Origin of the sequence: Achromobacter sp. UMC46, from assembly GCF_014170335.1 — a bacterium.
In the GTDB taxonomy this organism is placed as follows: domain Bacteria; phylum Pseudomonadota; class Gammaproteobacteria; order Burkholderiales; family Burkholderiaceae_B; genus Achromobacter.
This window is the reverse complement of sequence record NZ_LZZS01000014.1, coordinates 83,932-109,748: the sequence shown is the minus strand read 5'-3', so window position 1 is coordinate 109,748 and position 25,817 is coordinate 83,932. Positions and strand designations below refer to the sequence as shown.

General features: G+C 67.8%; 24 protein-coding genes. 10 read left to right on the top strand and 14 right to left on the bottom strand.

Annotated features, from left to right (window positions below; all coding sequences use genetic code 11):
• Positions 1 to 6: 6 nt before the first annotated feature.
• The 5 genes from A9973_RS13805 to glyQ are packed head-to-tail and all read right to left on the bottom strand — an operon-like array spanning position 7 to position 5,317.
• The gene (locus tag A9973_RS13805) at positions 7 to 1,011 is read right to left on the bottom strand and encodes a M48 family metallopeptidase (protein WP_183014328.1); all 1,005 of its coding nucleotides are present in this window, start codon (positions 1,009 to 1,011) and stop codon (positions 7 to 9) included.
• A complete protein-coding gene (locus A9973_RS13800) occupies positions 1,004 to 1,726 on the bottom strand; it encodes a 1-acyl-sn-glycerol-3-phosphate acyltransferase (protein WP_183014327.1) in 723 nt (240 codons plus the stop codon). The genes A9973_RS13805 and A9973_RS13800 overlap by 8 nt, the downstream gene beginning before the upstream one ends.
• 4 nt (positions 1,727 to 1,730) lie before the next feature.
• Complete coding sequence (gmhB, locus tag A9973_RS13795; protein ID WP_183014326.1) at positions 1,731 to 2,270, bottom strand: D-glycero-beta-D-manno-heptose 1,7-bisphosphate 7-phosphatase; 540 nt, start codon at positions 2,268 to 2,270, stop codon at positions 1,731 to 1,733.
• Positions 2,267 to 4,405 carry a glycine--tRNA ligase subunit beta gene (gene glyS / locus A9973_RS13790; RefSeq protein WP_183014325.1) on the bottom strand — a complete coding sequence of 713 codons (2,139 nt, stop codon included), beginning with the start codon at positions 4,403 to 4,405 and terminating at the stop codon, positions 2,267 to 2,269. The genes gmhB and glyS overlap by 4 nt, the downstream gene beginning before the upstream one ends.
• Positions 4,406 to 5,317 (bottom strand): glycine--tRNA ligase subunit alpha, encoded by a 912-nt coding sequence (glyQ, locus tag A9973_RS13785; RefSeq protein WP_183014324.1) that lies wholly within the window; start codon positions 5,315 to 5,317, stop codon positions 4,406 to 4,408. It lies immediately after the preceding gene.
• A 280-nt stretch (positions 5,318 to 5,597) separates the two neighbouring features.
• Between glyQ and A9973_RS13780 the strand changes: the two genes are divergently transcribed.
• Together A9973_RS13780 and A9973_RS13775 are read left to right on the top strand one after the other, a co-directional pair.
• On the top strand, positions 5,598 to 6,365 hold the full coding sequence (locus A9973_RS13780) for a crotonase/enoyl-CoA hydratase family protein (RefSeq protein WP_183014323.1): 768 nt from the start codon (positions 5,598 to 5,600) through the stop codon (positions 6,363 to 6,365).
• Positions 6,366 to 6,484: 119 nt separating this feature from the next.
• On the top strand, positions 6,485 to 8,008 hold the full coding sequence (locus A9973_RS13775; RefSeq protein ID WP_183014322.1) for a fumarate hydratase: 1,524 nt from the start codon (positions 6,485 to 6,487) through the stop codon (positions 8,006 to 8,008).
• Between the two features lie 14 nt (positions 8,009 to 8,022).
• On the opposite strand, the gene A9973_RS13770 is transcribed toward A9973_RS13775, so the two are convergent.
• The 3 genes from A9973_RS13770 to A9973_RS13760 are packed head-to-tail and all read right to left on the bottom strand — an operon-like array spanning position 8,023 to position 11,037.
• Positions 8,023 to 9,258, bottom strand: a complete 1,236-nt coding sequence (locus A9973_RS13770) for a CaiB/BaiF CoA-transferase family protein (protein ID WP_183014321.1) — start codon at positions 9,256 to 9,258, stop codon at positions 8,023 to 8,025.
• Positions 9,255 to 10,115 carry a MaoC/PaaZ C-terminal domain-containing protein gene (locus tag A9973_RS13765; protein WP_183014320.1) on the bottom strand — a complete coding sequence of 287 codons (861 nt, stop codon included), beginning with the start codon at positions 10,113 to 10,115 and terminating at the stop codon, positions 9,255 to 9,257. Before A9973_RS13765 ends, A9973_RS13770 begins: the two co-directional genes overlap by 4 nt.
• A gap of 7 nt (positions 10,116 to 10,122) precedes the next feature.
• Positions 10,123 to 11,037 (bottom strand): SDR family NAD(P)-dependent oxidoreductase, encoded by a 915-nt coding sequence (locus tag A9973_RS13760; protein ID WP_183014319.1) that lies wholly within the window; start codon positions 11,035 to 11,037, stop codon positions 10,123 to 10,125.
• 151 nt (positions 11,038 to 11,188) lie between these two features.
• On the opposite strand from A9973_RS13760, the gene A9973_RS13755 reads away from it, so the two are divergent.
• Positions 11,189 to 12,088: a LysR substrate-binding domain-containing protein gene (locus tag A9973_RS13755; protein WP_183014318.1), complete on the top strand. Its 900-nt coding sequence runs from the start codon at positions 11,189 to 11,191 to the stop codon at positions 12,086 to 12,088.
• 244 nt (positions 12,089 to 12,332) lie between these two features.
• Entirely contained in the window at positions 12,333 to 13,328 is a 996-nt protein-coding gene (locus tag A9973_RS13750; RefSeq protein WP_183014317.1) for a tripartite tricarboxylate transporter substrate binding protein, read from the top strand.
• Between the two features lie 74 nt (positions 13,329 to 13,402).
• Here the strand turns inward: A9973_RS13750 and A9973_RS13745 are convergent, their stop codons facing one another.
• Genes A9973_RS13745 through A9973_RS13725 form a run of 5 tightly spaced genes read right to left on the bottom strand, consistent with a single transcriptional unit; the run spans position 13,403 to position 18,529 of the window.
• Positions 13,403 to 14,365 carry a nitronate monooxygenase family protein gene (locus tag A9973_RS13745; protein WP_183014316.1) on the bottom strand — a complete coding sequence of 321 codons (963 nt, stop codon included), beginning with the start codon at positions 14,363 to 14,365 and terminating at the stop codon, positions 13,403 to 13,405.
• A 19-nt stretch (positions 14,366 to 14,384) separates the two neighbouring features.
• The gene (locus tag A9973_RS13740; RefSeq protein ID WP_183014315.1) at positions 14,385 to 15,359 is read right to left on the bottom strand and encodes a tripartite tricarboxylate transporter substrate binding protein; all 975 of its coding nucleotides are present in this window, start codon (positions 15,357 to 15,359) and stop codon (positions 14,385 to 14,387) included.
• Between the two features lie 57 nt (positions 15,360 to 15,416).
• Complete coding sequence (locus A9973_RS13735) at positions 15,417 to 16,937, bottom strand: class I adenylate-forming enzyme family protein (protein ID WP_183014314.1); 1,521 nt, start codon at positions 16,935 to 16,937, stop codon at positions 15,417 to 15,419.
• An 18-nt stretch (positions 16,938 to 16,955) separates the two neighbouring features.
• Positions 16,956 to 18,128 carry a thiolase gene (locus tag A9973_RS13730; protein ID WP_183014313.1) on the bottom strand — a complete coding sequence of 391 codons (1,173 nt, stop codon included), beginning with the start codon at positions 18,126 to 18,128 and terminating at the stop codon, positions 16,956 to 16,958.
• The gene (locus A9973_RS13725; protein WP_183014312.1) at positions 18,125 to 18,529 is read right to left on the bottom strand and encodes a Zn-ribbon domain-containing OB-fold protein; all 405 of its coding nucleotides are present in this window, start codon (positions 18,527 to 18,529) and stop codon (positions 18,125 to 18,127) included. Before A9973_RS13725 ends, A9973_RS13730 begins: the two co-directional genes overlap by 4 nt.
• Before the next feature lie 200 nt (positions 18,530 to 18,729).
• Between A9973_RS13725 and A9973_RS13720 the strand changes: the two genes are divergently transcribed.
• The 3 genes from A9973_RS13720 to paaG are packed head-to-tail and all read left to right on the top strand — an operon-like array spanning position 18,730 to position 21,888.
• Positions 18,730 to 19,920 (top strand): acyl-CoA dehydrogenase family protein, encoded by a 1,191-nt coding sequence (locus A9973_RS13720; RefSeq protein ID WP_183014311.1) that lies wholly within the window; start codon positions 18,730 to 18,732, stop codon positions 19,918 to 19,920.
• A gap of 34 nt (positions 19,921 to 19,954) precedes the next feature.
• Entirely contained in the window at positions 19,955 to 21,067 is a 1,113-nt protein-coding gene (locus A9973_RS13715; protein WP_183014310.1) for an acyl-CoA dehydrogenase family protein, read from the top strand.
• Positions 21,064 to 21,888, top strand: coding sequence for a 2-(1,2-epoxy-1,2-dihydrophenyl)acetyl-CoA isomerase PaaG (gene paaG / locus A9973_RS13710; protein WP_183014309.1), 825 nt, complete (start codon positions 21,064 to 21,066; stop codon positions 21,886 to 21,888). Before A9973_RS13715 ends, paaG begins: the two co-directional genes overlap by 4 nt.
• A gap of 24 nt (positions 21,889 to 21,912) precedes the next feature.
• Here the strand turns inward: paaG and A9973_RS13705 are convergent, their stop codons facing one another.
• A complete protein-coding gene (locus A9973_RS13705) occupies positions 21,913 to 22,806 on the bottom strand; it encodes a LysR family transcriptional regulator (RefSeq protein WP_105555433.1) in 894 nt (297 codons plus the stop codon).
• A gap of 150 nt (positions 22,807 to 22,956) precedes the next feature.
• Here A9973_RS13705 and A9973_RS13700 point away from each other — a divergent pair, with 150 nt between their 5' ends.
• From A9973_RS13700 to A9973_RS13690, 3 genes are read left to right on the top strand one after another with little or no spacing between them, the layout of a single operon-like run.
• The gene (locus A9973_RS13700; protein WP_183014308.1) at positions 22,957 to 23,787 is read left to right on the top strand and encodes a MaoC family dehydratase N-terminal domain-containing protein; all 831 of its coding nucleotides are present in this window, start codon (positions 22,957 to 22,959) and stop codon (positions 23,785 to 23,787) included.
• Positions 23,784 to 24,977, top strand: a complete 1,194-nt coding sequence (locus A9973_RS13695) for a CaiB/BaiF CoA-transferase family protein (protein WP_105555431.1) — start codon at positions 23,784 to 23,786, stop codon at positions 24,975 to 24,977. The genes A9973_RS13700 and A9973_RS13695 overlap by 4 nt, the downstream gene beginning before the upstream one ends.
• Positions 24,974 to 25,804, top strand: a complete 831-nt coding sequence (locus tag A9973_RS13690; RefSeq protein WP_183014307.1) for a CoA ester lyase — start codon at positions 24,974 to 24,976, stop codon at positions 25,802 to 25,804. Before A9973_RS13695 ends, A9973_RS13690 begins: the two co-directional genes overlap by 4 nt.
• The last annotated feature ends 13 nt before the right edge of the window (positions 25,805 to 25,817 follow it).

The window sequence follows — 25,817 nt, the reverse complement described above, 5'->3', positions numbered from 1 at the left end:
GGGCTTCTAGAACTGTGGAAGGGAAGCGGGGTCGTGGCGCCGCAGGATGTTCTTGGCGTCTTCGAAGTCAGGCAGGATCTGCCCCACTTCATGCCAGAAGTCCTGACTGTGGTTCATCTCGCGCAGGTGCGCAAGCTCGTGCGCGATGACGTAATCGATGATGGCGGGCGCGAAATGGATCAGCCGCCAGTTCAGCATGATGTTGCCGTCGCTGGTGCAGGAGCCCCAGCGCGTGGCGGCGGACGACAGGCGCCAGCGGCGGATCTTCAGGCCGCTGATCTGCAGGAAATGCGCCAGCCGCGCGCCGAACCAGGCACCGGCCCGCTGCTGCAGCCAGGCCTGCGCCGAATCGCGGATGCGGCTTTGTTCGGCCGTGGAAGGCAGGGCGAGCCACAGGGTGTCGCCGTCCTGCGGCGCTTCCGCATCGCCGGACAAACGGGCCTGGCGGCTGTCGCCGCCCACGCCGATCAGGATGCGCTTGCCCAGGTACGGCAGTTCGCCGCCCGGCTGCCAGCGTGTATGCGCCATGGCCAATTGCTGCTTGCGGGCATGCCATTCGCGCAGCTTGGCGAGGATCCAGCGCGCTTTTTCACGCACCGCGTCGTCGATCTGCGCCAGCGTCACCCAGCTGGGCGCGGTGACGCGCAGGCCGTCGTCGGTGATCACGAACCCGATGCTGCGGCGGCGCGAGCGCAGCAGCACGAAGCCGATGGGCTGGTGGTCGGTGGGGACTTCGCGCCAGCGCGCGCCGGGAGGCAGCGGGTCGGGGCAGGGCGTGGGGACGCGGGACGACGCGTTGGGCGACAGCGTCAGCAGGGGCTCGCCCGCGGGGCCGGGTTGCGCATCGGGGAACAACGTCTTCGGAGTGACCGGCTGCGGCGGCGCGGCGCGCGGTGCGGACGGCCGAGGCGCGGCCGGCGGCTTCGGCGTGGCGATCAGCGGCGACGCGCCCTGGGGCGCGTCGTCTTCTTGCACGTCGAACAGGAGTTCGAGCTGATCAGTGCTAGACATACCTTTCGGGGTTGAGACGCCGCATTTCCCCTTCGATCCAGTCCTGGACCTTTCGGTTCAGTTCTTCGGGGGAGAGTCCTTTGGATTCTATCGCGGGACCGATCGATAGGGTGACCATGCCGGGATATTTGACGAAAGCGTTGCGCCGCCAGCACTCCCCGGCGTTATGCGCCACGGGTATGACGACCGCGCCCGTGCGCGAGGCAAGCAGCGCGCCGCCCATCTTGAACCGTGCCGTTTTGCCCGGCGGCACGCGCGTGCCTTCGGGGAACAGCAGCGGCCAGCGGCCTTCGTCCATTCGGGTCTGGCCTTGCTTGACCACCTGGTCGAAGGCGTCGCGGCCCTTCGCGCGGTCGATGGCGATCATGCGCAGCAACGCCAGGCCCCAGCCGAAGAACGGCACCATGTGCAGTTCTTTCTTGTAGACGAAACAGACCTCGCGCGGCATGTGGGCCGGGAAGAACAGCGTTTCCCAGGCCGACTGGTGCTTGGACAGGATCACGGCGGGGCCGTCGGGCAGGTTTTCCCAGCCCTTGACCTGCCAGCGGATGCCGCAGAAGACTTTGGCGCCCCAGACCGCCAGGCGCGGCCAGCCCACGGTCAGCTTGTAGCGCCAGTGCAGGGGCAGCGGCGCCCACAGGACGCAGGCGAAGGCGTAGGGGATGACCGTGACGGCCAGGAACAGGAAGTACAGCAGCGAGCGTAGCCGGGCCATCGAATCAATTGTCCTGAAGCAGGGCGTCGGCCACGGCCGACAGGTCTTCGCATACGCGCGTGTTGTCGGGCAAACCGCCCTTTGCCAGGGTCTTCTTGCCGTTGCCGGTCTGCACCAGCCAGGGCGAGCAGCCGACCGAGGACGAGGCCTGCAGGTCGCGCAGCGAATCGCCCACGGCCGGCACGCTGGCCAGGTCGATGTCGTAGCGGAGGCCGATCTGCTCGAACATGCCGGGGCGCGGCTTGCGGCAGGTGCAATGGTCATCCGGACCGTGCGGGCACAGGAAAACGGCGTCGATGCTGCCGCCCACGGCGGCCAGCTCGCGCCGCATCTTGGTATGGATGGCGGTCAGCGTGTCCATGTCGAACAGGCCGCGCGCAAGGCCCGACTGGTTGGTGGCGACCACCACTTTCCAATCCGCCTGCGTCAGCCGGGCGATCGCCTGCAGGCTGCCCGGCAGCGCGATCCATTCGTCGGGATTCTTGACGAACGCATCGCTGTCCTGATTGATGACGCCGTCGCGGTCGAGGATGATCAGTTTCACTGTGCCAGCCTGGAAATGTCGGCCACCTGGTTCATCAGGCCATGCAGCTGGCCCAGCAGGGCCAGCCGGTTGGCGCGCACGGCCGGGTCTTCGGCCATGACCATGACGTCGGCAAAGAAAGCGTCCACCGGTTCGCGGGCCTGGGCCAGCGTGGAGAGGCTGCCGGCGAAGTCGCCGGCGGCAAGCTGGGCTTCGGCCTGCGGGCGCAGGGTGGCGACCGCGGCGGCCAGGGCCTTTTCCGCGGGTTCCACCAGCGCGGCGGCGTTCACCGCGCCGATCTCGCCTTCGGCCTTTTTCAGCAGGTTGCCGATGCGCTTGTTGGCGGCGGCCAGGCTGGCGGCTTCAGGCAACTGCGCAAAGGCGGCGGCGGCGCGCACGCGTTCGGCCACTTGATGCAGCGGCGGCGTCAGCGCGATGACGGCTTCCACCGCATTGCGGTCGAATTCGTTGATCAGCTGGTTGCGGTAGCGCTCGTAGATGAAGGTGCGGACTTCGGCCAGCGTCTCGGCCGGGATCTTGCCGGCCGGGAACGTGCCCGCGGCCAGGTCCAGCAGGCCGTCCAGGGACAGCGGGCCCTCTTCGCTGATCTTCAGCCAGCCGCCGGCGGCCAGTTGTTCGAACGCGCTGATCAGGCCCAGCGCGGCGCGGCGCAGGCCGAAGGGGTCGCGTTCGCCCGTGGGCGCCAGGCCGATGGCCCAGATGCCGACCAGCGTTTCCACGCGTTCGGCGATGAACAGCGTGGCGGCGGTCAGCGTGTCCCGGGTGACGGGCGAGTCGTAGCGGTTGCGGTACTGGTTGCGCAGCGCTTGCACGACGCTGTCGGGCTCGCCGTCGCCGGCCGCGTAGTACGCACCCATGATGCCTTGCAGTTCCGGGAATTCGCCCACCATGTTCGAACCCAGGTCGGCCTTGGCCAGCATGGCGGCGCGGTCGGCGGCCGATATGTCGCCGCCCAGTTGGCCGGCCACGCCGCGGGCGATGGCGCGCACACGCTCGACGCGCTCAAGCTGGGTGCCCAGCTTGTTGTGATAAACGATGGAACCCAATTGCTCGACGCGCGCGGCCAGCGGCGTCTTGCGGTCGGTTTGGAAGAAGAACTGCGCATCGGCCAGGCGCGGGCGCACCACGCGCTGGTTGCCTTCGACGATGTTCACCGGGTTGTCCGTTTGCATGTTGCTCACGATCAGGAAGCGGTGCGTCAGGCGGCCGGTGGCCGGGTCGAACAGCGGGAAGTACTTCTGGTTCAAGCGCATGGTCAGGATCAGGCATTCCTGCGGCACTTGCAGGAACTGCTCTTCGAACTGGCCCACGTAGACGGTGGGGTGTTCGACCAGCGCCGTCACTTCATCCAGCAGCGCGGCCACTTCCGGGTCGTCGCCCAGCGTGGCCGACAGGCGGCCGGCGTGGTCCAGCAACTGGCGCTGGATCTCGTCGCGGCGGCCTTCGAAGGACGCCACGACGCGGCCCTTTTCAGCCAGCGTGGCGGCGTAGGAATCGGCGTCGGCGAACGACACCGGGCCGCTGCTCATGAAGCGGTGGCCCAGAGTGTCGCGGCCGGCCGTCAAGCCCAGCACGGACACCGGCACCACGTCGGCGCCGAACAGGGCGACCAGGCCGTGCGCCGGGCGCACGAACTTGACGGTGGTGACGCCATCGGCCAATTGGTAGCGCATGACCTTGGGGATCGGCAGGCTGTTCAGTGCCGTGTCGATGCCTTCCTGCAAGCCCGTGGCCAGATGGGCGCCGGCGGCGGTGCCGCGCGCGACCAGGTAGTCCTGCTTGCCGTCGGATTCGCGGTCCAGCGTGGCCAGATCGATGTTCTCCAAGCCCTTGGCCGCCAGCTTCTTCTGCAGCGCGGGGGTGGCCGCGCCGTCCGCGGTCAGGCCGATCTTCACGGGCATCAGCTTTTCGGCGTAGGGCTGGTCGGGCGCCTGCGCCAGCACGGCGGACAGGTGCACGGCCAGGCGGCGCGGCGTGGAATACGCGGTCACGGCGCAGCCGTCGGCCAGCAGGCCGTGGCGCTCCAGCGTGGCGCGCACGCCTTCGGCGTAGGCCTGCCCCAGCTTTTGCAGGGCTTTGGGCGGGAGTTCTTCGGTCAGCAGTTCGACCAGCAGCGGGCGGATGTTCGTCGTCATTTATGCAGCCTCCCCGGCGGCCTGGTTGCGGCCCAGCATGGGAAAGCCCAGTCGTTCGCGGGATTCGTAGTAAGCCTGGGCGACGGCGCGCGACAGGTTGCGGATGCGGCCGATGTAGGCGGCGCGCTCGGTGACGCTGATCGCGCCACGGGCGTCCAGCATGTTGAACGTGTGCGCGGCTTTCAGCGCGGCCTCGTAGGCCGGCAGCGCCAGCGGCACGTCCATCAGGCGTTTGGCTTCGGTTTCGTAATCGTTGAAGTGCGCGAACAGCATGTCGGCCGACGAGTGCTCGAAGTTGTAGGTGGACTGCTCCACCTCGTTCTGGTGGAACACGTCGCGGTACAGCACGCGGTTGCCGTTGGCGCCTTCCGTCCAGACCAGGTCGTACACGCTTTGCACGTCCTGCAGGTACATGGCCAGGCGCTCCAGGCCGTAGGTGATTTCACCCGTGGTCGGCGTGCAGTCCAGGCCGCCCACTTGCTGGAAGTAGGTGAACTGCGTGACTTCCATGCCGTTCAGCCAGACTTCCCAGCCCAGGCCCCAGGCGCCCAGCGTCGGATTTTCCCAGTCGTCTTCGACGAAGCGGATGTCGTGCTGCGTCGGGTCGATGCCCAGCGCCTTCAGCGAGCCGATGTACAGATCCAGGATTTCCGGGGGCGCCGGCTTCAGCACGACCTGATACTGGTAGTAGTGCTGCAGGCGGTTGGGGTTTTCGCCATAGCGGCCATCCTTGGGGCGGCGCGACGGCTGCACATAGGCGGCGCGCCACGGCTCCGGGCCGATCGCGCGCAGGAATGTGGCCGTGTGCGAGGTGCCGGCGCCGACTTCCATGTCGTAGGGTTGCAGCAGGGCGCAACCCTGCTTGTCCCAGTATTCCTGGAGCGTAAGGATGATTTGCTGAAAGGTGAGCATAGGATTCTTGGAATTCGACTCGCCGGGCAAGGCTTGCCTTGGGCGTGGGAAACCGGGCATTTTAACTGGCCCGGGCCGGTCCTGTTCCCGAATGCCGGGTGGGCGGTTACATCTATGCTTCCCGGTCATCCGGCCGGGGCGCGAAGTGTGCCGCTGGCGGACGCTCCGGGAGGCCCCGGCTGCGCCTGGAAACCAATGGTCGTATGATTCCAGGTTACGTCCCAAGTCTTATATAAAACCCGGAACCCGATTCCGAGAATTCCCGGAAGGAGCAGTCCCAATGTCAGACCTGATCACGGTGGAAGTCACTGACGGCATCCAGATCATCACGATCAACCGCCCCGAAGCCAAGAACGCCATCAACCTGGAAACCGCGCAGGCCATGGCCGCCGCGCTGGACCAGCTGGACAGCCGCGACGATGTCCGTATCGGCATCCTGACCGGTGGCGGCGGCACGTTCTCGTCGGGCATGGACTTGAAGGCGTTTGCCAAATCCGGGCAGCGGCCCTACGTGGAAGGCCGTGGTTTCGCTGGCCTGAACGAACGCCCGCCGAAGAAGCCGCTGATCGCCGCCGTGGAAGGCTATGCGTTGGCCGGCGGCTGCGAAATGGCCCTGGCCTCGGACCTGATCGTGGCCGCCAGCAACGCCAAGTTCGGCCTGCCCGAAGTCAAGCGCGGCCTGGTGGCCGGCGCCGGTGGCATGCTGCGCCTGCCGCGCCGCCTGCCGTACCACATCGCCATGGAAGTGATCCTGACCGGTGAGATGCTCAGCGCCGAGCGCGCCTACTCGTTCGGCCTGGTCAACCGCCTGACCGAACCGGGCGGCGCCCTGGCCGGCGCGCTGGAACTGGCGCGCGCCATTGTCGAAAACGGCCCGCTGGCCGTGCAGACCGCCAAGAGCATCGTGTCGCAATCGGGTGACTGGGAGCAGGAAGGCATGTTCGACCGCCAGCGCCCGCTGATCGCCCACATTTTCTCGTCCGCCGACGCCAAAGAAGGCGCGACCGCTTTCGCCGAGAAGCGCAAGCCGGTCTGGCAAGGTAAATAAAGCGTATCCCCGGCCGCCTTGAAAGGCGGCCGCGCAGCAACAACGATCTATTCTCCCTTGTGGTTGGTTTCACCCGCCAGCCGCGTTTTCAAGTTTTCCATCTAGACCCGTAAATCGCCATGTCCGTCATCATTAAAGAAGAAGACCTCATCCAGTCGATAGCCGATGGCATCCAGTTCATCAGCTACTACCATCCCGTGGATTACATCCGCCACCTGGCGCGCGCCTACGAACGCGAGGAAAGCCCCGCCGCGCGCGACGCGATGGCGCAGATCCTGACCAATTCGCGCATGTGCGCCGAAGGCAAGCGCCCGCTGTGCCAGGACACCGGCATCGTCAACGTCTTCCTGAAGATCGGCATGAGCGTGCGCTTTGACACCAAGCGCACCCTGCAGGAGCTCTGTGATGAAGGCGTGCGCCGCGGCTACCTGAATCCGGACAATCCCCTGCGCGCCTCGGTGCTGGACGACCCCCTGTTTGCGCGCAAGAACACGCGCGACAACACGCCCTGTATCCTGCACGTCGAACTTGTCCAGGGCGACAAGGTCGACGTGCAAATCGCTTCCAAGGGCGGCGGTTCGGAAAATAAGACCAAGTTCGCCATGCTGAACCCCAGCGATTCGCTGGTGGACTGGGTGCTGAAGACGGTCCCGACGATGGGCGCCGGCTGGTGCCCCCCCGGCATGCTGGGCATCGGCGTCGGCGGTACCGCCGAAAAAGCCATGCTGATGGCCAAGCAGTCGTTGATGGAAGACATCGACATGTACGAACTGCTGGCCCGCGGCCCGCAGAACAAGCTGGAAGAGTTGCGCATCGAGCTGTATGAAAAGGTCAACGCGCTGGGCATCGGCGCGCAGGGCCTGGGCGGCCTGACGACCGTGCTGGACGTCAAGATCAGCACCTTCCCGACGCACGCGGCCTCCAAGCCCGTCGCGATGATCCCGAACTGCGCCGCCACGCGCCACGCGCACTTCGAGCTGGACGGCTCGGGCCCCGCGCGCCTGGATCCGCCGTCGTTGTCGGAATGGCCGGAAGTGCACTGGGCGCCGGACTACAACAAGTCCAAGCAAGTGGACCTGAACACGCTGACGAAGGAAGAGGTCGCCAGCTGGAAGCCGGGCCAGACCCTGCTGCTGTCGGGCAAGATGCTGACCGGCCGCGATGCCGCGCACAAGCGCATCCAGGACATGCTGGCCCGTGGCGAATCGCTGCCGGTGGACTTCACCAACCGCGTGATCTATTACGTGGGCCCGGTGGATCCGGTGGGCGACGAAGTGGTCGGCCCCGCCGGCCCCACGACCGCCACGCGCATGGACAAGTTCACCGACATGATGCTGGAGAAGACCGGCCTGATTTCCATGATCGGCAAGTCGGAACGCGGCCCGGTCGCCATCGAAGCCATCAAGAAGCACGGCTCGGCCTACCTGATGGCCGTGGGCGGCGCGGCCTACCTGGTGTCCAAAGCCATCCGCGGCGCCAAGGTGCTGGGCTTTGCCGACCTGGGCATGGAAGCCATCTATGAGTTCGACGTGAAGGACATGCCGGTGACCGTGGCGGTGGACGCCCAGGGCACCTCGGTCCACACGACGGGCCCCAAGGAATGGCAGGCCAAGATCGGCAAGATCCCCGTCGCCGTGGCGTAAGCGCGCCTGCCGTCCTAAGGCGTCTTCGCGGTGGCCGCCTTGAACGCCGCGATGGCGTCGTCCGATTTGCCCAGCACGTCGCGCAGCACTTCCTCGGTGTGTTCGCCCAGTAGCGGCGGCGCGCGGCGATAGACGACGGGCGACGCCGAAAACCGCAGCGGGCTGGCGGTGACCGGCGCCATGCCGCCGGACGGATGCGGCAGGTCCCGGCGCAACTGCCTTGCCTGCGCCTGCGGATGCGCGAATGCCTGCGCGATGTTGTTGATGGGGCCGCAGGGCACGCCCACCGCTTCCAGCTTGGCGATCCAATCGTCGCGCCGGCCTTCCAGCATGATCGCCGTCAACATGGCGATCAGCACTTCGCGGTTGGTGACGCGCAGCCGGTTGGTGGCGAAGCGCGGGTCGTCGCCCAGCTCGGGCACGCCGATGGCGCGGCAATACGCGCGGTACTGCGATTCGTTGCCGGTGGCCACGATCAGGTGGCCGTCGCTGGCGGCGAACACCTGATACGGCACCACGTTTTGATGCGCGTTGCCGGCGCGCGTGGGCGCCACGCCCGAATTGAAGTAGTTGGAGTTCTGGTTGGCCAGCAGCGCCACGTGGCTGTCCAGCAGGGCGATGTCCAGATGCTGCCCCAGGCCGCTGCGGTGGCGTTCCTGCAAGGCCGCCAGGATCGCGACGGTGGCGTACATGCCGGTGACGATGTCCGTCACCGCCACGCCGGCCTTCTGCGGGCCGCCGCCGGGCAGGTCGTCGCGTTCGCCGGTGATGCTCATCAGCCCGCCCATGCCCTGGATCATGAAGTCGTAGCCGGGGCGCTGCGCGAAGGGGCCGTCCTGGCCGAAGCCGGTGACCGAGCAGTAGATCAGGCGCGGGTTGACGGCCTTCAGGCTGTCGTAGTCCAGGCCGTACTTGGCCAGGCCGCCCACCTTGAAGTTCTCCACCAGGATATCGCTGGCTGCCGCCAGTTCGCGGATCAGCGCCGCGCCCTCGGGCGTGGCCATGTCGGCTTCGACCGAACGCTTGTTGCGGTTGGCGCTGAGGTAGTAGGCGGACTCGGTCGTGTCCTGGCCGTCGCCGTCCTTCAGGTACGGCGGACCCCAGGCGCGCGTGTCATCGCCGACATGCGGGCGTTCGATCTTGATGACGTCGGCGCCCAGGTCGGCCAGGTTCTGCGTGCACCAGGGGCCGGCCAGAATGCGCGACAAATCCAGCACGCGGATGCCGTCTAGCGCGGGCGGGCGCGTCATGATTGCACCGTCGCGGTGCCGTGGCTCATGACGACAAGATCGCGTTCGCGCGACCGCACCTGGAAGCGGATTTGCCCGTCCGGCATGCGCCACATGTCGCATTGCAGTGTTTCGCCGGGATACACCGGCGCCGAGAAGCGCGTGTTCAGGCTGGTCAGCCGCGACGCGTCGTAGCCGCAGCAGCTTTTCACGATGGCGTGCGCGGCCACGCCGTACGAGCACAGGCCGTGCAGGATGGGCCGGGGATACCCCGCCTGATGCGCGACCTCGGGATCGGCATGCAGCGGATTGCGGTCGGCGTTCAAGCGGTACAGCAGGGCGGCGCTGGGCGGCACGCGCAGCTCGCATTGCAGGTCAGGCTTGCCGCCCGGCACGGCGGGCAGGGCCTCGGGGCTGTCGTCGCCCTGGCCGAAGCCGCCATCGCCGCGGCAGAAGGTGCTTTGGCGCAAGGTGGCCAGGCAGGCGCCGCTTTCGTCGTGCAGCGTGCGTTCGGTGATGACGATGGCGCCCTTGTCCGCGCCCTTGTCGATCACATGCGTGTTGCGGCTTTTGCCGACGACGACGCCCGACGTGGGCAACGGCGCATGCACCGTCAGGCGCTGTTCGCCATGCACCACCTTCACCCAGTCGATGCCGGCGCGAGGGTCCTGCACCCAGAAGCCGGGATAGCCCAGCACCACGGCCATCGTGGGGAATGCCTGCAATTCCTTTTCGTACACGTAGCGCAATTGGCCGGCGTCTTCGGGGTCCTGGCCCAGGCCGATGCCCAGCGCATACAGCATGGTGTCTTTCTGTTCGTAGCGCTGACGCACATCGTCAAAGCGCCAGTTCTTCACGGTCGCGTAATCCAGGGGCATGGCGGTCTCAGATGGGGTCCCAGTCGATGACGTCGGGTGAGCGCTCCAAGGCGTAGAAGTGCTTGCGCATGGCGGGCACGGCGATGTCGGCGATGCGTTCCGGCGTCCAGCCTTCGCTGTGGTGCACCGTGCGCAGCGGGCGCGGCTGGCTCATCAGCATGATCTCGTTGGCGCGCACCGCGAAGATCTGCGCGGTGATTTCACTGGCCGCGTCGCTGGCCAGGTAGACGGCCATCGGCGCGACCTTGCCGGCTTCCATCTTCTTCAGCTTTTCGACGCGGGCCTTCTCTTCGTCTGTTTCCGCAGGGATGGAGCTGGTCATGCGGCTCCAGGCGAACGGCGCGATGCAGTTCGAACGCACGTGGTAGCGCGCCATGTCCAGCGCGATGGATTTGGACAGGGCGACGATGCCGAGCTTGGCGGCCGCGTAGTTCGCCTGGCCGAAGTTGCCGATCAGGCCCGACGTGGACGTCATGTGCACGAAAGCGCCGGACTCCTGTTCGCGGAAATAGGGCGCTGCCGCGCGGCTCATGAAGAACGAGCCGTTCAGGTGCACGTCGATCACCTGGCGCCATTCCTCTTCGCTCATCTTGTGGAAAACGCGGTCGCGCAGATTGCCCGCGTTGTTGATCACCGCGTCGATGCGGCCGAACGCGTCGATCGCGGTCTGCACCACGCGGCTTGCGCTGTCGTAAGCGGCCACGCTGTCGGTGTTGGCGACGGCCTGGCCGCCTGCCGAGACGATCTCTTTCACGACCGCCTGCGCCGGGCCTTGCGCGCCGCCTTCACCGGTCAGCGATACGCCGATGTCGTTCACGACCACTTTCGCGCCCGCCTGCGCCATCGCCAGCGCGATGCTGCGCCCAATGCCGCCGCCCGCACCCGTGACGACCACTACCTTTCCGGAAACCATGCCGCTCATTGCCTGTGACTCCTGTGCTGCGGCGCATGCGCCGCCTGTGGAAAACAGTTCCGCATCAACCGGGTTGGTTCGCGGGATTAGCACATGGTAGATTCGCCCTGGCATTCGAAGAATTCAAAATTAGAAATGCCCCCCTTCTGCGTGGTGGAACATGAGACATGATTTGACTGACCTGCGTTTGTTTCTGAACGTAGGGGAAACACTCAATCTGACCCGGGCTGCGGAACGCACGTTCCTGTCCCTGCCGGCGGCGAGCGCGCGGGTCAAGCACATGGAAGAAGCCTTCAAGGCGCGCCTGCTGGTGCGCCTGGCGACCGGCGTCGCGCTGACGCCGGCGGGCGAGGTGCTGCTGAAACACGCCAACGCCGTCTTCCGGCAACTGGAATGCCTGAACGCCGACTTGCAGCCTTACGCCAGCGGCTTGAAGGGACGCTTGAGGCTGCTGGCCAACACCACCGCCACGAATTCGTTCCTGGCAGACGCGCTGTCCACGTTCCTTGCGGAAAACCCTGACGTGGACGTCGAGCTTGAAGAGAAGATATCCGGGGACATCGTCATCGCGATCCGCGCGGGCGCCGGAGACCTGGGCCTGGTAGCCGGCAACATCGATGTGGCGGGGCTGGACGTCACGCCCTTGTTCCGCGACGAACTCACCGTGGTGACCTCGCTGGACCACCCGCTGGCGGCCTCCAAATCGGCGCATTTCGTCGATCTGGTCGACGCCTACCAGTTCGTTGGGATTCATCCGGACAGCGCCATCCAGACCTTCCTGGAAGACATCGCCAGCGGCCTGGGCAAGCGCATTTGCCAGCGTGTGCACGTGGGCAGCTTCGAAGCGGTGTGCCGCATGGTGGAGGCGGGCGCGGGCATCGCCGTCGTGCCGCGGGCCTGCGCGGCGCGCTATAGCCGCCCCGACGCGCTGCACGTGCTGAAGCTGGAAGACGCCTGGGCGCTGCGCGATCGCCTGCTGTGCCGACAGCGCGGCCGCGACCTGCCCAGCTTCGCCGAGTGCTTCATCGAACACGTGCAACGCGCCGCGCGCGGCCAATAGGGGCAGTCGCGCGTCGGACTCGGTCTGAATTTGCCTTCCTCCCTTCGGCCTGCGCCGGATGTCGTATCCGCGCATCGTTGTAGGGAAGATCCTGTCCGGTGAGCGAACAACGGCGCGGCGCGAAAGAGGGGCTTTTGAAAATGTGTAGCGGCGATTCCGCGCGCCCGGAAAATAATAAATAAGAGCGGCGGGCAGCAGTTCTTGAAGCTTGACCGTGAATAACACCAAGACTCAGGAGACTGCAGTGACCGATCTTCAACGCCGCCGCGTCGTCGCGGGGCTGGGCGCCGCGTGCGCCGCCGCCGTCGTGCCCGCCTTATTTCCCATTACCGCCCGCGCCGCCACGTGGCCGGGCCATGCCGTGACCTTCATCGTGCCCTTTCCCGCGGGCGGTCCGGTGGACACCACCGCGCGCTTCACCACGCAGCCGCTGGGCCAGTTGTGGTCGGTGCCGACGGTGGTGGACAACAAGTCGGGCGCGGGCGGCATCGTCGGCGCGCAATTCGCGGCCAAGGCCGAGCCCGATGGCTACAACTTCTTCTTCGCGTCCATCCATCACGCGGTGCTGCCCAGCCTGCGCGACAACCTCAGCTACGACATCACCCGCGACTTCGTGCCGGTGGGCATGGCGGCGGTCTTTCCCATCGTGCTGGTGGTGAACGCGTCGCTGCCCGTGAATACGGTCAGCGAACTGATCGCCTACGCCAAGGAGAACCCGGGCAAGCTGTCGTTCAGCTCGTCGGGCACCGGCGGCGGCACGCATCTGGCGGGCGAACTCTTCAATGCGATGGCCGGCGTGCGGATCCAGCACATTCCGTACCGTGGCAGCGCGCCCGCCATGCAGGACCTGCTGGGCGGACAGGTGCAGGTGATGTTCGCGGACGGCCCGTCGGCCGTGCCGCATCTGAAGGGCGGAAAAGTGCGTGCGCTGGGCGTGGGCAACCCCACGCGCTCCAGCATGCTGCCAGAGGTGCCGACCATCGCCGAATCCGGCCTGCCGGGCTACGAAGCCTATTCGTGGAGCGGCGTGATGGCGCCCAAGGGCACGCCGCCCGACATCGTGAAGCGCATGAACGCCGACATGGTGAAAGTGCTGTCGGACCCCGCCACGGCCAAAGGCATGATCGCCGCAGGGGCCGAGCCCAAGCCCGGCACGCCTGAGCAATTCGGCGCGTTCGTCAAAGACGAGATCGTGAAGTGGCGCGACCTGATCAAGACCGCCAACATCAAGCTGGAATAGGGCGGGGATGCGTGGCTTGATCGACACGGGCGGGCCTGGGACCTGGTGACAGGCCCGCCCGCCCGTCTTGCGTTTCAGGCGGCCAGCAAGGCGTTGCGGGCGCTGCGGTATTCCGCTTCCAACTGGTCCACCAAGGTCGCGATCGGCAGGATCTCCTGCGCGGCGCCCACGCCCTGGCCGGCGCTCCAGACATCTTTCCAGGCCTTGGGCCGGGAGTTCTTGTCCATGTTGGCGGGCGGCACATCTTCGTGCCTGGCCAGCGCGGAAGGGTCCAGCCCCGCCGCCTGGATGCTGGCGGACAGGTAGTTGGCCGGCACGCCCGAGAAGTACGGGGTGTAGGTGACGTCTGCCGCCTGCGCCTGCAGCACCATTTCGCGATAGGCTTCACCCGCCAGCGATTCCTGCGTGGCGATGAAGCGCGTGCCCATGTAGGCGAAGTCGCAGCCCAGGATCTGCGCCGCGAGGATGTCCTTGCCGTGGCTGATGCAGCCCGACAGCGCCAGCGGGCCGTCATAGAACGCGCGGATCTCGTTGACCAGCGCGATGGGGTTGATCTGGCCGGCATGGCCGCCGGCGCCGGCCGCCACCAGAATCAGGCCGTCGACGCCGGCCTCCAGCGCGCGCTTGGCGTGGCGCACGTTGGTGACGTCGTGATAGACCAGCCCGCCGTAAGGGTGCACGGCCTGCACCACCGCTTCCGGCGCATGCAGCGACGTGATGATGAGCGGCACGCGCCGTTCGGCGCAGATGGCCAGGTCGCCCTGCCAGCGCGGATTGCTGGGGTGGACGATCAGGTTCACGCCATACGGCGCGACACGGGCGGCGGGGTCGGCCCGGCGCTTGGCGGCCAGGCCTTCTTCGATGCGGGTGATCCAGTCGTGCAACTGTTCCTGCGGACGGGCGTTCAACGAAGGGAACGTGCCGATGATCCCCGCCGCGCATTGCGCCACCACCAGTTCCGGCCCGGAGACCAGGAACATGGGGGCGCCGATGATCGGCAAGCGGGTCTGGGCGTGTAGCGCAAGCGGAGGATGCATCGTGGGGCTCCGGAGGGGGTCAGTTCGCCTGGATGTTGGCGCTTTGGATGACGTCCGACCACAAGGCGTACTCGCGGTCGATACGGGATTGCAACGCCTTCGCGTCGCCGGCGTTGATGGTGTAGCCGCCTTCGGTCATGGCCTGGCGGAAAGCGGGGTCTTTGGAGACCTCGTCCAGCGCGCGGGTCAGGCGGGCCGAGACGGCGTCGGGCAGCTTCTTGGGGCCGACCAGCGCATACCACCCGACGACTTCGTAGTCCTTCATGCCGGCTTCGATCATCGTGGGCACGTCGGGCAGTTCCGGATTGCGGGTCTTGGACGTGACGGCCAGCGCGCGGGCCTTGCCGCTCTTGATGAAGGGGATGGCGGTGCTGGTGATGTCGAACATGAAGGTCACCTTGCCGCTGATCACGTCCATCATGGCCGGCGAGTTGCCGCGGTACGGCACGTGCAGCATGGAGGCGTCGGCCTGCTTTTTCAGCAGTTCGGCCGACAGGTGGTTGGAGGCTCCGATGCCGGCGGATCCGAACGACACCGCGTCGGGGTGCGCGCGGGCGTAGCCGACCAGTTCGCCGACGTTCTTGGCGGGGATCTGCGGGCCGATCAGCAGCACGTTGGCGTAGTCGACCACCAGCCCGATCAGCGAGAAGTCGCGGCGCGGATCGAACAGCGTGCTGCGTTGGACCAGCGGCGACATGGTCAACGTGGGGCTGGCGGCAAAGCCCAGCATGTAGCCGTCGGGCGCGGCCTTGGCGGTGGCGTCGGACGCGATCATGCCGCTGGCGCCGGCGCGGTTCTCCACCACGACGGTCTGGCCCAGCTTGTCGCCCAGGTATTTGGCGAAGACGCGGGCCGTGGTGTCGACGGGGCCGCCAGGGGCGTAGCCCACCAGCAGGCGGATGGGGCGTTCGGGGTAGGCGTCCGCATGGGCGGAAGCCGCCGTGGCAAGCGCCGCCACGGCGGTGGCCGCGGCGAACAGGGTCTTGATGTTCACGCTGTTGTCTCCTTGTGTATAAGCGGCGGGTCGTGGAGCGGAACAGCGGGTCCGCGCTTACGCCAGCCTTTCTTTCAGCGGCTGCTTCAGGATTTTTCCGCTGACGGTCGTGGGAATGGTCTCGATGGGGATGATTCTTGCGGGCCGCTTGTAGGGCGCCAGTTGGGCGCGCAGATGCAGCATCAGCATGTTGGTGTCGATCGTGGCGCCGGGCAGGGGCTCGACGAAGGCGATGACCTCTTCGTTGTGGTCGGCGGTGTCGCGGCCCACCACGGCGGACAGCCGCACGCCGGGGAAGGCGTTGATCACCGATTCGACTTCGATGGGGTACACGTTGAAGCCGGACCGGATGATCAGGTCCTTGGATCGGCCGGCGATGAACAGCGCGCCGCTGTCGTCGATATAGCCGATGTCGCCGGTGTTGAGCCAGCCGCCGGACAAGAGCGCCTGCGCCGTCTGTTCGGGGCTGCGGTAGTAGCCCAGCATGACGCCGGGGCCGCGGATCAGGATGTTGCCGCGTTCGCCCGGCGCGGGCGTGGTGCCGTCGGGGCTGCCGATGCGCAGGTCGACGCCGTCCACCGCATAGCCCGCCGAGCAGTCGTCGCGCGGCGCGTCGATACGCGTGATGAACATCGATCCCGCGTACTCCGTGATGCCGTAGCCATGGTGCATCGGCATGCCGAAGTAGCGTTCGGCGTCGCGCTTGAGCGTGGGGTCCAGTGCGGCGCCACCGGTGTAGAGGTAGCGCAACGCGGGGGCGCGCAGGTCCGCGCGCGGCGGCGCCACCGCCATCATCCGGCTGAACATGGTGGGCACGCCCTGCAGGATGCTGACGCCCGGATGCGCCAGTGCCTTGAAGGCGTCTTCGGCGTCGAAGCGGCTGCGCAGCACCAGGCTGGCGCCGGCATGCACGGTGGCCATCAGCACCGTGGCGACGCCGAAGATGTGCGACATGGGCAGCGCCGCATAGCCGATGTCGTGCGGGGTCAGCCGGCGCGAGGCCGCCGACACGCGGGCGAAATGCAGCAATCCGCGATGCGGCACCATCACGCCTTTGGGCGCGCCGGTGGTGCCGGACGTATAGATCACGGTGGCCACTTCCGCGGCCAGCTCGCCGGTCTCGGCTTGCGTGGGGACGGCCGCGCGCAGGGCTTGCACGCCAGGGCCCCAGACGGCCGGGTCGGCGTCCGTGGCGCCGGCGTCCGCGGCGTGCGCGGCCGCCGCGGACGAGATGCCCGTGGTGTAGAGCAGCAGTTCGGGCTGCGCGTGCTGGCGGATGTTGTCGACTTCACGCGCGGACAGCCGGGCGTTCACGCCGACCGGCCAGGCGCCCGCCAGCCCGCATCCGAACAGCGCCGCGATCATTGCCGCGCAGTTTTCCCCCACCATCAGCACCCGGTGGCCGGGTTGCGCGCCCTGGCCGCGCAGCCAGCCGGCCACGGCCTGCACGCGTTGCCACAGCTGGGCATAGGTCAGCGTGCCGCCGCCTTCCTCGTACAGGCAGACGGCGTCGGGCCGCTGGCGCGCTTGCAGCGCCAGGACTTCGTGGATGCGGGTGATGGGTTCAGCTTGGGGCATCGGTGTTGCCGTTGGGGGTCAAAGGGTGGCCTGGGTGCCCAGGATTGCGGTGGATTGGCTGGACAGCGTGCCGCCGTTGCCATGCACTAGCGCCAGTTGCGCGTCGCCGACCTGGCGCGCGCCGCATTCGCCGCGCAACTGCCGGACGGCTTCGATCATGATGAAGACGCCGTACATGCCGGGATGCACGCAGCACAAGCCGCCGCCATTGGTGTTCACCGGCAGCCTGCCGCCTGGCGCGATGGCGCCGTCCGCGATGAAGTCCTTGCTTTCGCCCTTGGCGCAGAAGCCCAGGTCTTCCAGGAAGAGCAGGGTGTTGATGGTGAACGCGTCGTAGAGTTCGACCACGTCGATGTCTTTCGGCGCCACCCCCGCCATGTCGAAAGCGCGCTTGCCCGACTCGGCCGCGGCCGTCACGGTCAGGTCTTCCATGGACGAGATCTGCCGGTTCCACACCGCGGTGGCGTTGCCCAGCACGTAGACGGGCGGGCGCGGCAGGTCGCGCGCCCGGTCGGCCCGCACCAGCACATAGGCGCCCGCGCCGTCCGTGACCAGGCAGCAATCGCGCACGCTCAAGGGGTCGGAAATCATGCGGGCCGACAGGATCTGGTCCAGCGTGGCCGGTTCGCGCAGTTGCGCCTCGGGGTTCAGCTGCGCCCACTGGTTGGCCGCCAGCGCCACTTGCGCCAGGTGTTCGCGGCGCGTGCCGTACTGGTGCATATGGCGCGCGGCCGCCAGCGCGTAGGACGACAACGGGCTTAGCGGGTCGTACGGCGTTTCGTAGGGCTGGGGGTCGAACTGCTTGCGGACCCGGCCGATTTCAGCCCGGCTCAGGGTGGATGTGCGCTGCGTGCTGCCGTAGCAGACCAGCACCGCGTTGCATTGGCCGGAGGCCAGCGCATGCAGGGCGGGCATCAGGTGCGCCACGAAACTGGAGCCGCCCAGCATGGTGCTGTCGATGAAAGTCGGGCGGATGCCCAGGTGTTCGATCACCGGCATGGCCCACATCGGCGCCGCGACGCTGGCCGTGCAGATGCCGTCGATGTCGCGCATCGTCAGGCCGGCGTCGGTCACGGCGCGCTGCGCCGCCTGCACCAGGATTTCCATTTCGGTATAGCCCGCGGCCTGTCCCAGGCCCGCGTGGCCCACGCCCGCCACGGCGACGGCGCCGCGCAAATCGTTCAGCGTCATGGCGCCTCCTTGTTGGGTACGAAGACCACGAGGCCGTGGCCGTCCTGCTGCGTCACGCGGGCGCGCACCGCCATGCCGATATGCACGTCGGCAGGGGCCACGCCTTCTACGCGGCTCATCAGCCTGACGCCTTCCTGCAGGTCGACCAGCGCCACGTTGTAGTCGCCGCCCGCCTCGGGTTTGCGCCGCACCACGGTGGAGGAATAGACGGTGCCGCGCCCGTCGGGCTCGGCCCAGGCCAGCTTGTCGGCGCCGCAATGCGGACAGATCATTCGGGGATAGAACACCGCGCGGTCGCAACCGGCGCAATGCTGGATAAGAAAGCGGCCCTGATCGAGCGCCTGGCGGTACTGCGCCTCGACGCCCTGCGACACGCCTTCCTTGTGATCGGAAACAGTCATGGTGCGATGGGATTCCAGTGGATGACGGCTGCTAGTGTCGGCACTGGCGCCGGGTTCGGCCATTCTTCATTGCTGAAGCAGGCCTTTTGCGCGCCTGTAGTGGGGCGGTGCCCTACATCCTGCGCGAAGCCGGCCTTCAGAAGAGGCAGATTGCCGGTGCGCCCGGGCCGTGGCTAGATACCGGGCAAAGGAGGTAGACCATGAACCTGACCTGGACGCCAGAAGAGCGCGAATTCCGCGACGAGGTGCGCACGTTCGCCGCCGCCAACCTGCCGGCGGATATCCGCGACAAGGTGTTGCGGCATCAGCGGCTGGATCGCGAGGACTACGTGCGCTGGCACAACATCCTGGCCGACCACGGCTGGGGCGCGCCCAACTGGCCCGTCGAGCACGGCGGCACCGGCTGGAACGCCTTGCAGCGCCTGATCTTCGAAGTGGAATGCTTCAAGGCAGGCGCCCCGCGCCTGCTGCCTTTCGGCCTGTCCATGATCGGACCGGTGCTGATGAAGTACGGCAGCGCCGAACAGCAGGCGCGCCTGTTGCCGCGCATGCCGCGCGTGGAGGACTGGTGGTGCCAGGGCTATTCCGAACCCGGCTCCGGGTCCGACCTGGCCTCGCTCAAGACCCGCGCCGTGCGGGATGGCGACGAGTATGTCGTCAACGGCCAGAAGACCTGGACTACGCTGGCGCAATATGCGGACTGGATGTTCTGCCTGGTGCGCACGGACCCCGACGCGCGCGCGCAGCGCGGCATATCGATGCTGTTGCTGGACATGCGCGCCCCGGGCGTGACCGTGCGCCCCATCCGTACGCTGGACGGCGGCCACGACGTGAACGAAGTCTGGCTGGAGAACGTGCGCGTGCCCGTCGCCAACCTGGTGGGCGAAGAGAACCAGGGCTGGACCTACGCCAAGTACCTGCTGGGCCACGAGCGCACCGGCATCGCCGGGCTGGGCCATTGCCACCGTGAACTGGGCATCCTGAAGCAGATGGCCGCGCGTACGCAGTCGCACGGCAAGCCGCTGCTGGCGGACAGCCGCATCCGCGACCGCATTTCGCGGATCGAAGTCGACATCATGGCGCTGGAGATGCTGCTGCTGCGCGTGGCCGCCAGCAACGACGGCACGCCGGGCCCCGAGGCCTCCGTGCTGAAGATCCGCGGGTCCGAGATCCAGCAGGACCTGGCCATGCTGCAGATGGAAGTGGCCGGGCCGGACGCCTGGCCCTACGACCCCGACTGGCTTGAGGCCGACAGCGATTTCCAGGGCCCAGGCCCCGAGATGGCCGCCGCGTCGGGCGCGGGCTACGCCGATATGCGCAAGACCTCCATCTATGGCGGCACGACCGAAGTGCAGAAGGGCATCATCGCCCGCCTGGTGCTGGGCCTGTAGGCCCGGCCACGCGCAATCCGACAGGAAGACACGCATGGATTTCATCTACACCGAAGAACAGCGCATGCTGGCCGACAGCCTGCGCCGCCTGGTCGACCAGGCATGGACCTACCCCCAGCGCCGCGCCCGCCAGGCGAGCGGCAAGCTGGACCCCAAGGCCTGGGGCGCGCTGGCCGAACTGGGCGTATTGGGCCTGACGATTTCACAGGACTTCGGCGGATTCGGCGAAGTGCCCGCCAGCCTGCTGCCGGTGCATGTGGAGCTGGGCCGCGGGCTGGTGTCCGAACCCGTCATCCCCAGCGCGGTCATGGGCGCGGCGCTGCTGGACGCCTGCGGTGACGCCGTGCGCGGCCGCTGGCTGCCCGCCATCGCATCGGGCGAGGCCATCGTCAGCGTGGCCTACCAGGAGCCCGGCCGCCGCTACGACACCGACCCGCAGGCGTGCCGTGCCGCCAAGACGGCGGAAGGCTGGCGCCTGGACGGCGCGAAGCATCTGGTGTGGCATGGCGCCGCAGCGTCGGCATGGCTCGTCAGCGCACAGGGCGCCGATGGGCAGACCCTGCTGCTGGCGGTGCCGTTCGATTCGGCCGGCGTGCGCGTCACCGACACCCCTACACTGGACGGCGCGCGATGCGCCCGGCTGGACCTGGACGCGGTGGGCTTGCCTGCCGACGCCCTGCTGGCCGAAGGGCCGGCGGCGGACGAGGCGCTGGCGCAGGCCTTGCAATGGGGCACGGCGGCGCTGTGCGCGCATGCCGCGGGCGCCATGGAGCGCTTGCTGGAGATCACGGTCGACTACCTGAAGACGCGCAAGCAGTTCGGGCAGCCGCTGGCGTCGTTCCAGGCCTTGCAGCACCGGCTGGCCGAAATGCTGGTGGCCAAGGAACTGGCCTTGTCGATGGCCTATGTGGCGGTCGCCGCCTTGACCGAGCCGGATGCCGCGCAGCGCCGCCGCATGATCGCCTCGGCCAAGCTGGAAGCCGCGCGCGCCGGGCGCCAGGTGGCGCAGATGGCGGTGCAACTGCACGGCGGCATGGGCATGACGGACGAACTGGACGTGGGCGACTATTTCAAGCGGCTGACGGCCGTGGACCAGCTGCTGGGCGACACGGCCGAGCAACTGGCCGTACTGGAGGAACTGGCATGAGCGCAGCGGCATCCTCTCCGCCGGCGGACGGCGAATATACCCAGATCCGATTCACGCTGGAGCAGGGCGTGGGCGTCATCACGCTCAACCGCCCCGACCGGCTCAACAGCTTCACCGAAGTCATGCACGCCGAGCTGGCGCGCGCGCTGGACGCCATGGAGGCCGATCCGGGCCTGCGCGGCCTGGTCATCACCGGGGCCGGCCGCGGTTTTTGCGCCGGCCAGGACCTCTCCGAGCGCAAGCCCGCCGACGACGGCTCGCGCCGCGACCTGAGCCAGATCCTTGAGAAATGCTACCGGCCGCTGATCACTCGCCTGCGCGCCTTGCCCGTGCCGGTGGTGTGCGTGATGAACGGCGTGGCGGCCGGTGCGGGCGCCAGCCTGGTGCTGGCGTGCGACGTGGTGTTCGCGGTGGAGTCCGCGCGCTTCATCCAGGCGTTCAGCAAGATCGGCCTGCTGCCCGACGCGGGCGGCACGTGGTTTCTGCCGCGGCTGGTGGGTTCGGCACGCGCCATGGGGGCGGCGCTGTTCGGCGAAGCAGTCAGCGCCCGGCAGGCGGAATCCTGGGGTTTGATCTGGCGCATGGTGCCGGACGATGCGCTGGCGGCCACGCTGTCGGACGTCACGGCGACCTTGGCGGCAGGGCCCACGCGGGCCTATGCGGCGACCAAGGCGGCGCTGCATGCGTCCAGCGGCAACACGCTGGCGCAGCAGTTCGACCTGGAATGCCGCTACCAGCGTGAACTGGGCTACACCGACGACTACCTGGAAGGCATGCGCGCGTTCGCTGAAAAGCGGCCGCCGGCGTTCACCGGCACGTGACCTCGCAGGCAGGCGACGCGGGCGTCAAGGCGCCCGTGGCACCTGGATCTGTTCGATGAGCTCGCGCGCGCAGCCGGGCAGGGCGTCGATGTCGCGCACCAGCAGCTTGCGTTCCCGGACCACCCACGGTTCGTCCAGCTCCACCACGCGCAGCTTGGTGTCGGCGCCGTAGCGGCGGGCGGCGGAATCGGGGATGACGCCGATGCCGACGCCGGCCTGCACCATGCGGCAGATCGAATCGAAGCTGTAGAGCTGGATGCGTTGCGGCAGGCGCTGGCCGCCGCGCTCCAGCTGGTCGCGCAGGAAGGCGACCAGCGTGGAACCTTCGTGCATGGTGATGAACGGATAGCGCACGGCGTCCACCAGCTTGACCTTTTCCTGGTCCTGCAAGGGATGGCCGTTGGGCACCACCAGCACCAGGCGGTCGGTGCTGAAGTGGATCGTCTGCAGTTCTGGCGCGTCCACCGGACCCGCCACGATGCCCAGGTCGGTCGTGCCGTCCAGCACGCCGCGCACGATGTCGCGCGTCAGGCGTTCTTGCAGGTCCACCGTGACCCCCGGATGGCCCGACAGGAACTGCGCCAGGATGTCCGGCATGAATTCGGTGACCGCCGTGGTGTTGGCGAAGATCCGGATATGGCCGGCGTCGCCGTCGGACTGCTCCTGGAAGTCATGTTTCAGGTGGTCTACCTGCCGCATGATGACGCGGGCGTGCTGCAGCAGCTTCTGGCCGGCGGGCGTGATTTCCACGCCGCGGCTGTCGCGGTACAGCAATCGGGTGTTGAGCTGGTTCTCCAGCGCTTTGATCCGCACGCTGACTGCGGCCAGGGACAAGTGCGCCCGTTTGGCCGCCTGGGTCAGGCTGGGGGATTCCGCGATGTGGATGAACAGGCGTAGGTCGGCAAGGTCGAAGTGCATGGGGCATATATTACGGCGCGCGGCGTCGGGGCTGGGCATGGGCGGTCGATTCAGGCGCCGCAAACCCCGCCTTGAGGAAAAACGAATTCACAACGGGGACGGCTTGCGGGCATGCTTGAGCTTGAGAAAACCCCACCAAAGGATATCGGCATGACTTCTACAGATCCGGCAGGCTGGATCGGCAGCGGCGAACGCAAGGCGGACGCGATGGACCCCGGCCATGCCGCGCGCATCGCGGCCACGCTGGGCGGCGCGGCGCCGGGCCAGGGCGACGCCCTGCCGCCCCTGTGGCAATGGGCGTTCTTCATCAGCACGGTGGGCATGGACGGATTGGGGACGGATGGGCACCCGTCGCGCGGCGGATTCCTGCCGCCGGCCCAGGACCGCAACCGCATGTGGGCGGGCGGCCGGGTGGAATTCCTCCAGCCGCTGAAGGTCGGCGTGCCGGCCGAGCGGGTGTCGACCGTCGCCGATGTCAAAGAGAAGACGGGCCGCACCGGCGCGCTGCTGTTCGTGACCGTGCGCCACGAATACCACCAGGCGGGCCAGATCGTCATCCAGGAAGAGCAGGACATCGTCTACCGCCAGCCGTCGCCGCCGAAGCTCGTGGGCAGCGAGCCCGCGCCCCAGGCGCAATGGCGCGACACCGTCGATCCGACCTCCGTGCTGCTGTTCCGCTATTCCGCGGTGACCTTCAACGGCCACCGCATCCATTACGACCACCCGTACGTGACCGGCACCGAAGGCTATCCCGGGCTGGTCGTGCATGGCCCGCTGATCGCTACCGAGATGGTGGCCGCCTTCTCCCGCGCCCATCCCAAGGCGCGTCTGACGCACCTGTCGTACCGCGGGCTGCGTCCGCTGATTTCGCCCGCGCCCTTCCACGTGGCCGGCCGCTTGACCGAGCCGGGCTTGGCCCAGCTTTGGGCCGAGCAGGACGGCACGCTGGCCCACCAAGCCGAACTGAGGTTTACCGAATGAGCACGCAGGCCACCCGCCCCTTGGACGGCATCACCGTCGTCAGCCTTGAACACGCCATCGCCGCGCCATTCTGCACCCGCCAGCTGGCGGACATGGGCGCGCGCGTCATCAAGATAGAACGCCCCGGCAGCGGCGACTTCGCCCGGGGCTACGACGAACGCGTGCGCGGCCTGTCCTCGCATTTCGTCTGGACCAACCGCTCCAAGGAAAGCCTGACGCTGGACCTGAAGCGCGACGAAGCCGGCGGCATCATGGACCGCCTGCTGGAATCGGCGGACGTGCTGGTGCAGAACCTGGCGCCCGGCGCGGCCGCGCGGCTGGGGCTGTCGTTCGACGCCCTGCACAAGAAATACCCGCGCCTGATCGTGTGCGACATCTCGGGCTATGGCGAAGGCGGCCCCTACCAGGACAAGAAGGCCTACGACCTGCTGATCCAGAGCGAAAGCGGATTCCTGTCGGTCACGGGCACCAAGGACGATCCCGTCAAGGCGGGGTGTTCGATCGCCGACATCGCCGCGGGCATGTACGCCTATTCCGCCATCCTGAACGCCCTGCTGCTGCGCCAGCGAACCGGGCTGGGCAGCCGGCTTGACGTGTCCATGCTGGAAAGCATGGTCGAGTGGATGGGCTTTCCGATGTATTACGCGTTCGAAGGCGCCGCACCGCCCGTGCGCGCCGGCGCCGCGCATGCCTCGATCTACCCCTACGGGCCGTTCCCGGTGGGCGACGGGTCCACCATCATGCTGGGCTTGCAGAACGAGCGCGAATGGCGCGTGTTCTGCGCCCAGGTGCTGCGCCAGGCCGACCTGGCCGAAGACCCGCGCTTTCTGTCGAATTCGCAGCGCACCGCCAACCGCGACGCCTTGCGCGACTTGATCGTGGCGGCGTTCTCCGACCTGTCCGTCGCGCAGGTCACGCAGCGTCTCGAGGACGCGCAGATCGCCAACGCCCGCGTGAACGACATGGCGGGCGTCTGGGCGCACCCCCAACTGCAGGCGCGCGCCCGCTGGAGCCAGGTGGACAGCCCCGCCGGCACGCTGCCGGCGCTGCTGCCGCCGGCCAGCAGCAACGCCTTTGCGCCGCGCATGGCCGCGGTGCCTTCGGTAGGCCAAAATACGGATGCGGTGCTAGCATCATTGGGATACGCGCCGGATCAGGTGGCGCAGTTCCATGCCTCGGAGGTCGTGTGACGCATCCCGTCGTTCGTAGCGCCCTGTTCGTGCCCGCTTCGCGCGCCGAGCGCATTCCCAAAGCGCTGGCCGCCGGCGCGGACGCCGTCATCGTCGACCTGGAAGACGCGGTCGAGCATCTGGCCAAGGCGTCCGCCCGCGAATCCCTGTGCGACTTCCTGGGGACGCATCGCCAGACACGCCTGTGGGTGCGCATCAACGACGCGTCCACGTCCTGGCACGACGACGACTTGAAAGCCTGCCGGGGCCAGCCCGGCGTGGCCGGCATCCTGCTGCCCAAGGCCGAAAACCTGGCGCAGGTGCGGCATGTGGCCCAGACGGGCCTGCCCGTCATCCCCATCATCGAAACCGCCCGCGGCCTGCTGAACGCGGCCGAGGTGGCGGCCACCCCGGGGGTGGCGCGGCTGGCCTTCGGCAGCCTGGACTACGGGCTGGACATGGGCCTCACGCCCGACACGCCCGGGGCGGAAACCGTGCTGGACCATGCGCGGGTGCAGGTGCTGCTGCATACCCGGTCGGCCGGGCTTGCGCCCGCTCTCGACGGCGTGTTCCCCGGCGTCCAGAATCAGGCGGGGCTGGCGCACGCGGCCGGCCGCGCCCAGCAAATGGGGTTCGGCGGCATGCTTTGCATCCATCCCACGCAGGTGCCGGTGATCCACGCGGCCTTCGTGCCCGCGCGAGAAGAACTGGACTGGGCGCGCCGTGTCGTCGCCGCGCACCGCGATACCGCGGCGGGCACCTTCATGCTGGACGGCAAGATGGTCGATGCGCCGGTCATCGCGCGCGCCCGGATCGTGCTGGCGCAAGCCGGAGAGCAGGGCGCATAGGCGGGGCAGATCG

What these genes read in the sequence shown, in the direction of transcription:
- A9973_RS13805 (WP_183014328.1), bottom strand. Translation starts at nt 1,011, where the DNA reads ATGTCTAGCACTGATCAGCTCGAACTCCTGTTCGACGTGCAAGAAGAC.
- A9973_RS13800 (WP_183014327.1), bottom strand. Translation starts at nt 1,726, where the DNA reads ATGGCCCGGCTACGCTCGCTGCTGTACTTCCTGTTCCTGGCCGTCACG.
- glyS (WP_183014325.1), bottom strand. Translation starts at nt 4,405, where the DNA reads ATGACGACGAACATCCGCCCGCTGCTGGTCGAACTGCTGACCGAAGAA.
- glyQ (WP_183014324.1), bottom strand. Translation starts at nt 5,317, where the DNA reads ATGCTCACCTTTCAGCAAATCATCCTTACGCTCCAGGAATACTGGGAC.
- A9973_RS13780 (WP_183014323.1), top strand. Translation starts at nt 5,598, where the DNA reads ATGTCAGACCTGATCACGGTGGAAGTCACTGACGGCATCCAGATCATC.
- A9973_RS13775 (WP_183014322.1), top strand. Translation starts at nt 6,485, where the DNA reads ATGTCCGTCATCATTAAAGAAGAAGACCTCATCCAGTCGATAGCCGAT.
- A9973_RS13770 (WP_183014321.1), bottom strand. Translation starts at nt 9,258, where the DNA reads ATGACGCGCCCGCCCGCGCTAGACGGCATCCGCGTGCTGGATTTGTCG.
- A9973_RS13765 (WP_183014320.1), bottom strand. Translation starts at nt 10,115, where the DNA reads ATGCCCCTGGATTACGCGACCGTGAAGAACTGGCGCTTTGACGATGTG.
- A9973_RS13760 (WP_183014319.1), bottom strand. Translation starts at nt 11,037, where the DNA reads ATGAGCGGCATGGTTTCCGGAAAGGTAGTGGTCGTCACGGGTGCGGGC.
- A9973_RS13755 (WP_183014318.1), top strand. Translation starts at nt 11,189, where the DNA reads ATGAGACATGATTTGACTGACCTGCGTTTGTTTCTGAACGTAGGGGAA.
- A9973_RS13745 (WP_183014316.1), bottom strand. Translation starts at nt 14,365, where the DNA reads ATGCATCCTCCGCTTGCGCTACACGCCCAGACCCGCTTGCCGATCATC.
- A9973_RS13735 (WP_183014314.1), bottom strand. Translation starts at nt 16,937, where the DNA reads ATGCCCCAAGCTGAACCCATCACCCGCATCCACGAAGTCCTGGCGCTG.
- A9973_RS13730 (WP_183014313.1), bottom strand. Translation starts at nt 18,128, where the DNA reads ATGACGCTGAACGATTTGCGCGGCGCCGTCGCCGTGGCGGGCGTGGGC.
- A9973_RS13725 (WP_183014312.1), bottom strand. Translation starts at nt 18,529, where the DNA reads ATGACTGTTTCCGATCACAAGGAAGGCGTGTCGCAGGGCGTCGAGGCG.
- A9973_RS13720 (WP_183014311.1), top strand. Translation starts at nt 18,730, where the DNA reads ATGAACCTGACCTGGACGCCAGAAGAGCGCGAATTCCGCGACGAGGTG.
- A9973_RS13715 (WP_183014310.1), top strand. Translation starts at nt 19,955, where the DNA reads ATGGATTTCATCTACACCGAAGAACAGCGCATGCTGGCCGACAGCCTG.
- paaG (WP_183014309.1), top strand. Translation starts at nt 21,064, where the DNA reads ATGAGCGCAGCGGCATCCTCTCCGCCGGCGGACGGCGAATATACCCAG.
- A9973_RS13705 (WP_105555433.1), bottom strand. Translation starts at nt 22,806, where the DNA reads ATGCACTTCGACCTTGCCGACCTACGCCTGTTCATCCACATCGCGGAA.
- A9973_RS13700 (WP_183014308.1), top strand. Translation starts at nt 22,957, where the DNA reads ATGACTTCTACAGATCCGGCAGGCTGGATCGGCAGCGGCGAACGCAAG.
- A9973_RS13695 (WP_105555431.1), top strand. Translation starts at nt 23,784, where the DNA reads ATGAGCACGCAGGCCACCCGCCCCTTGGACGGCATCACCGTCGTCAGC.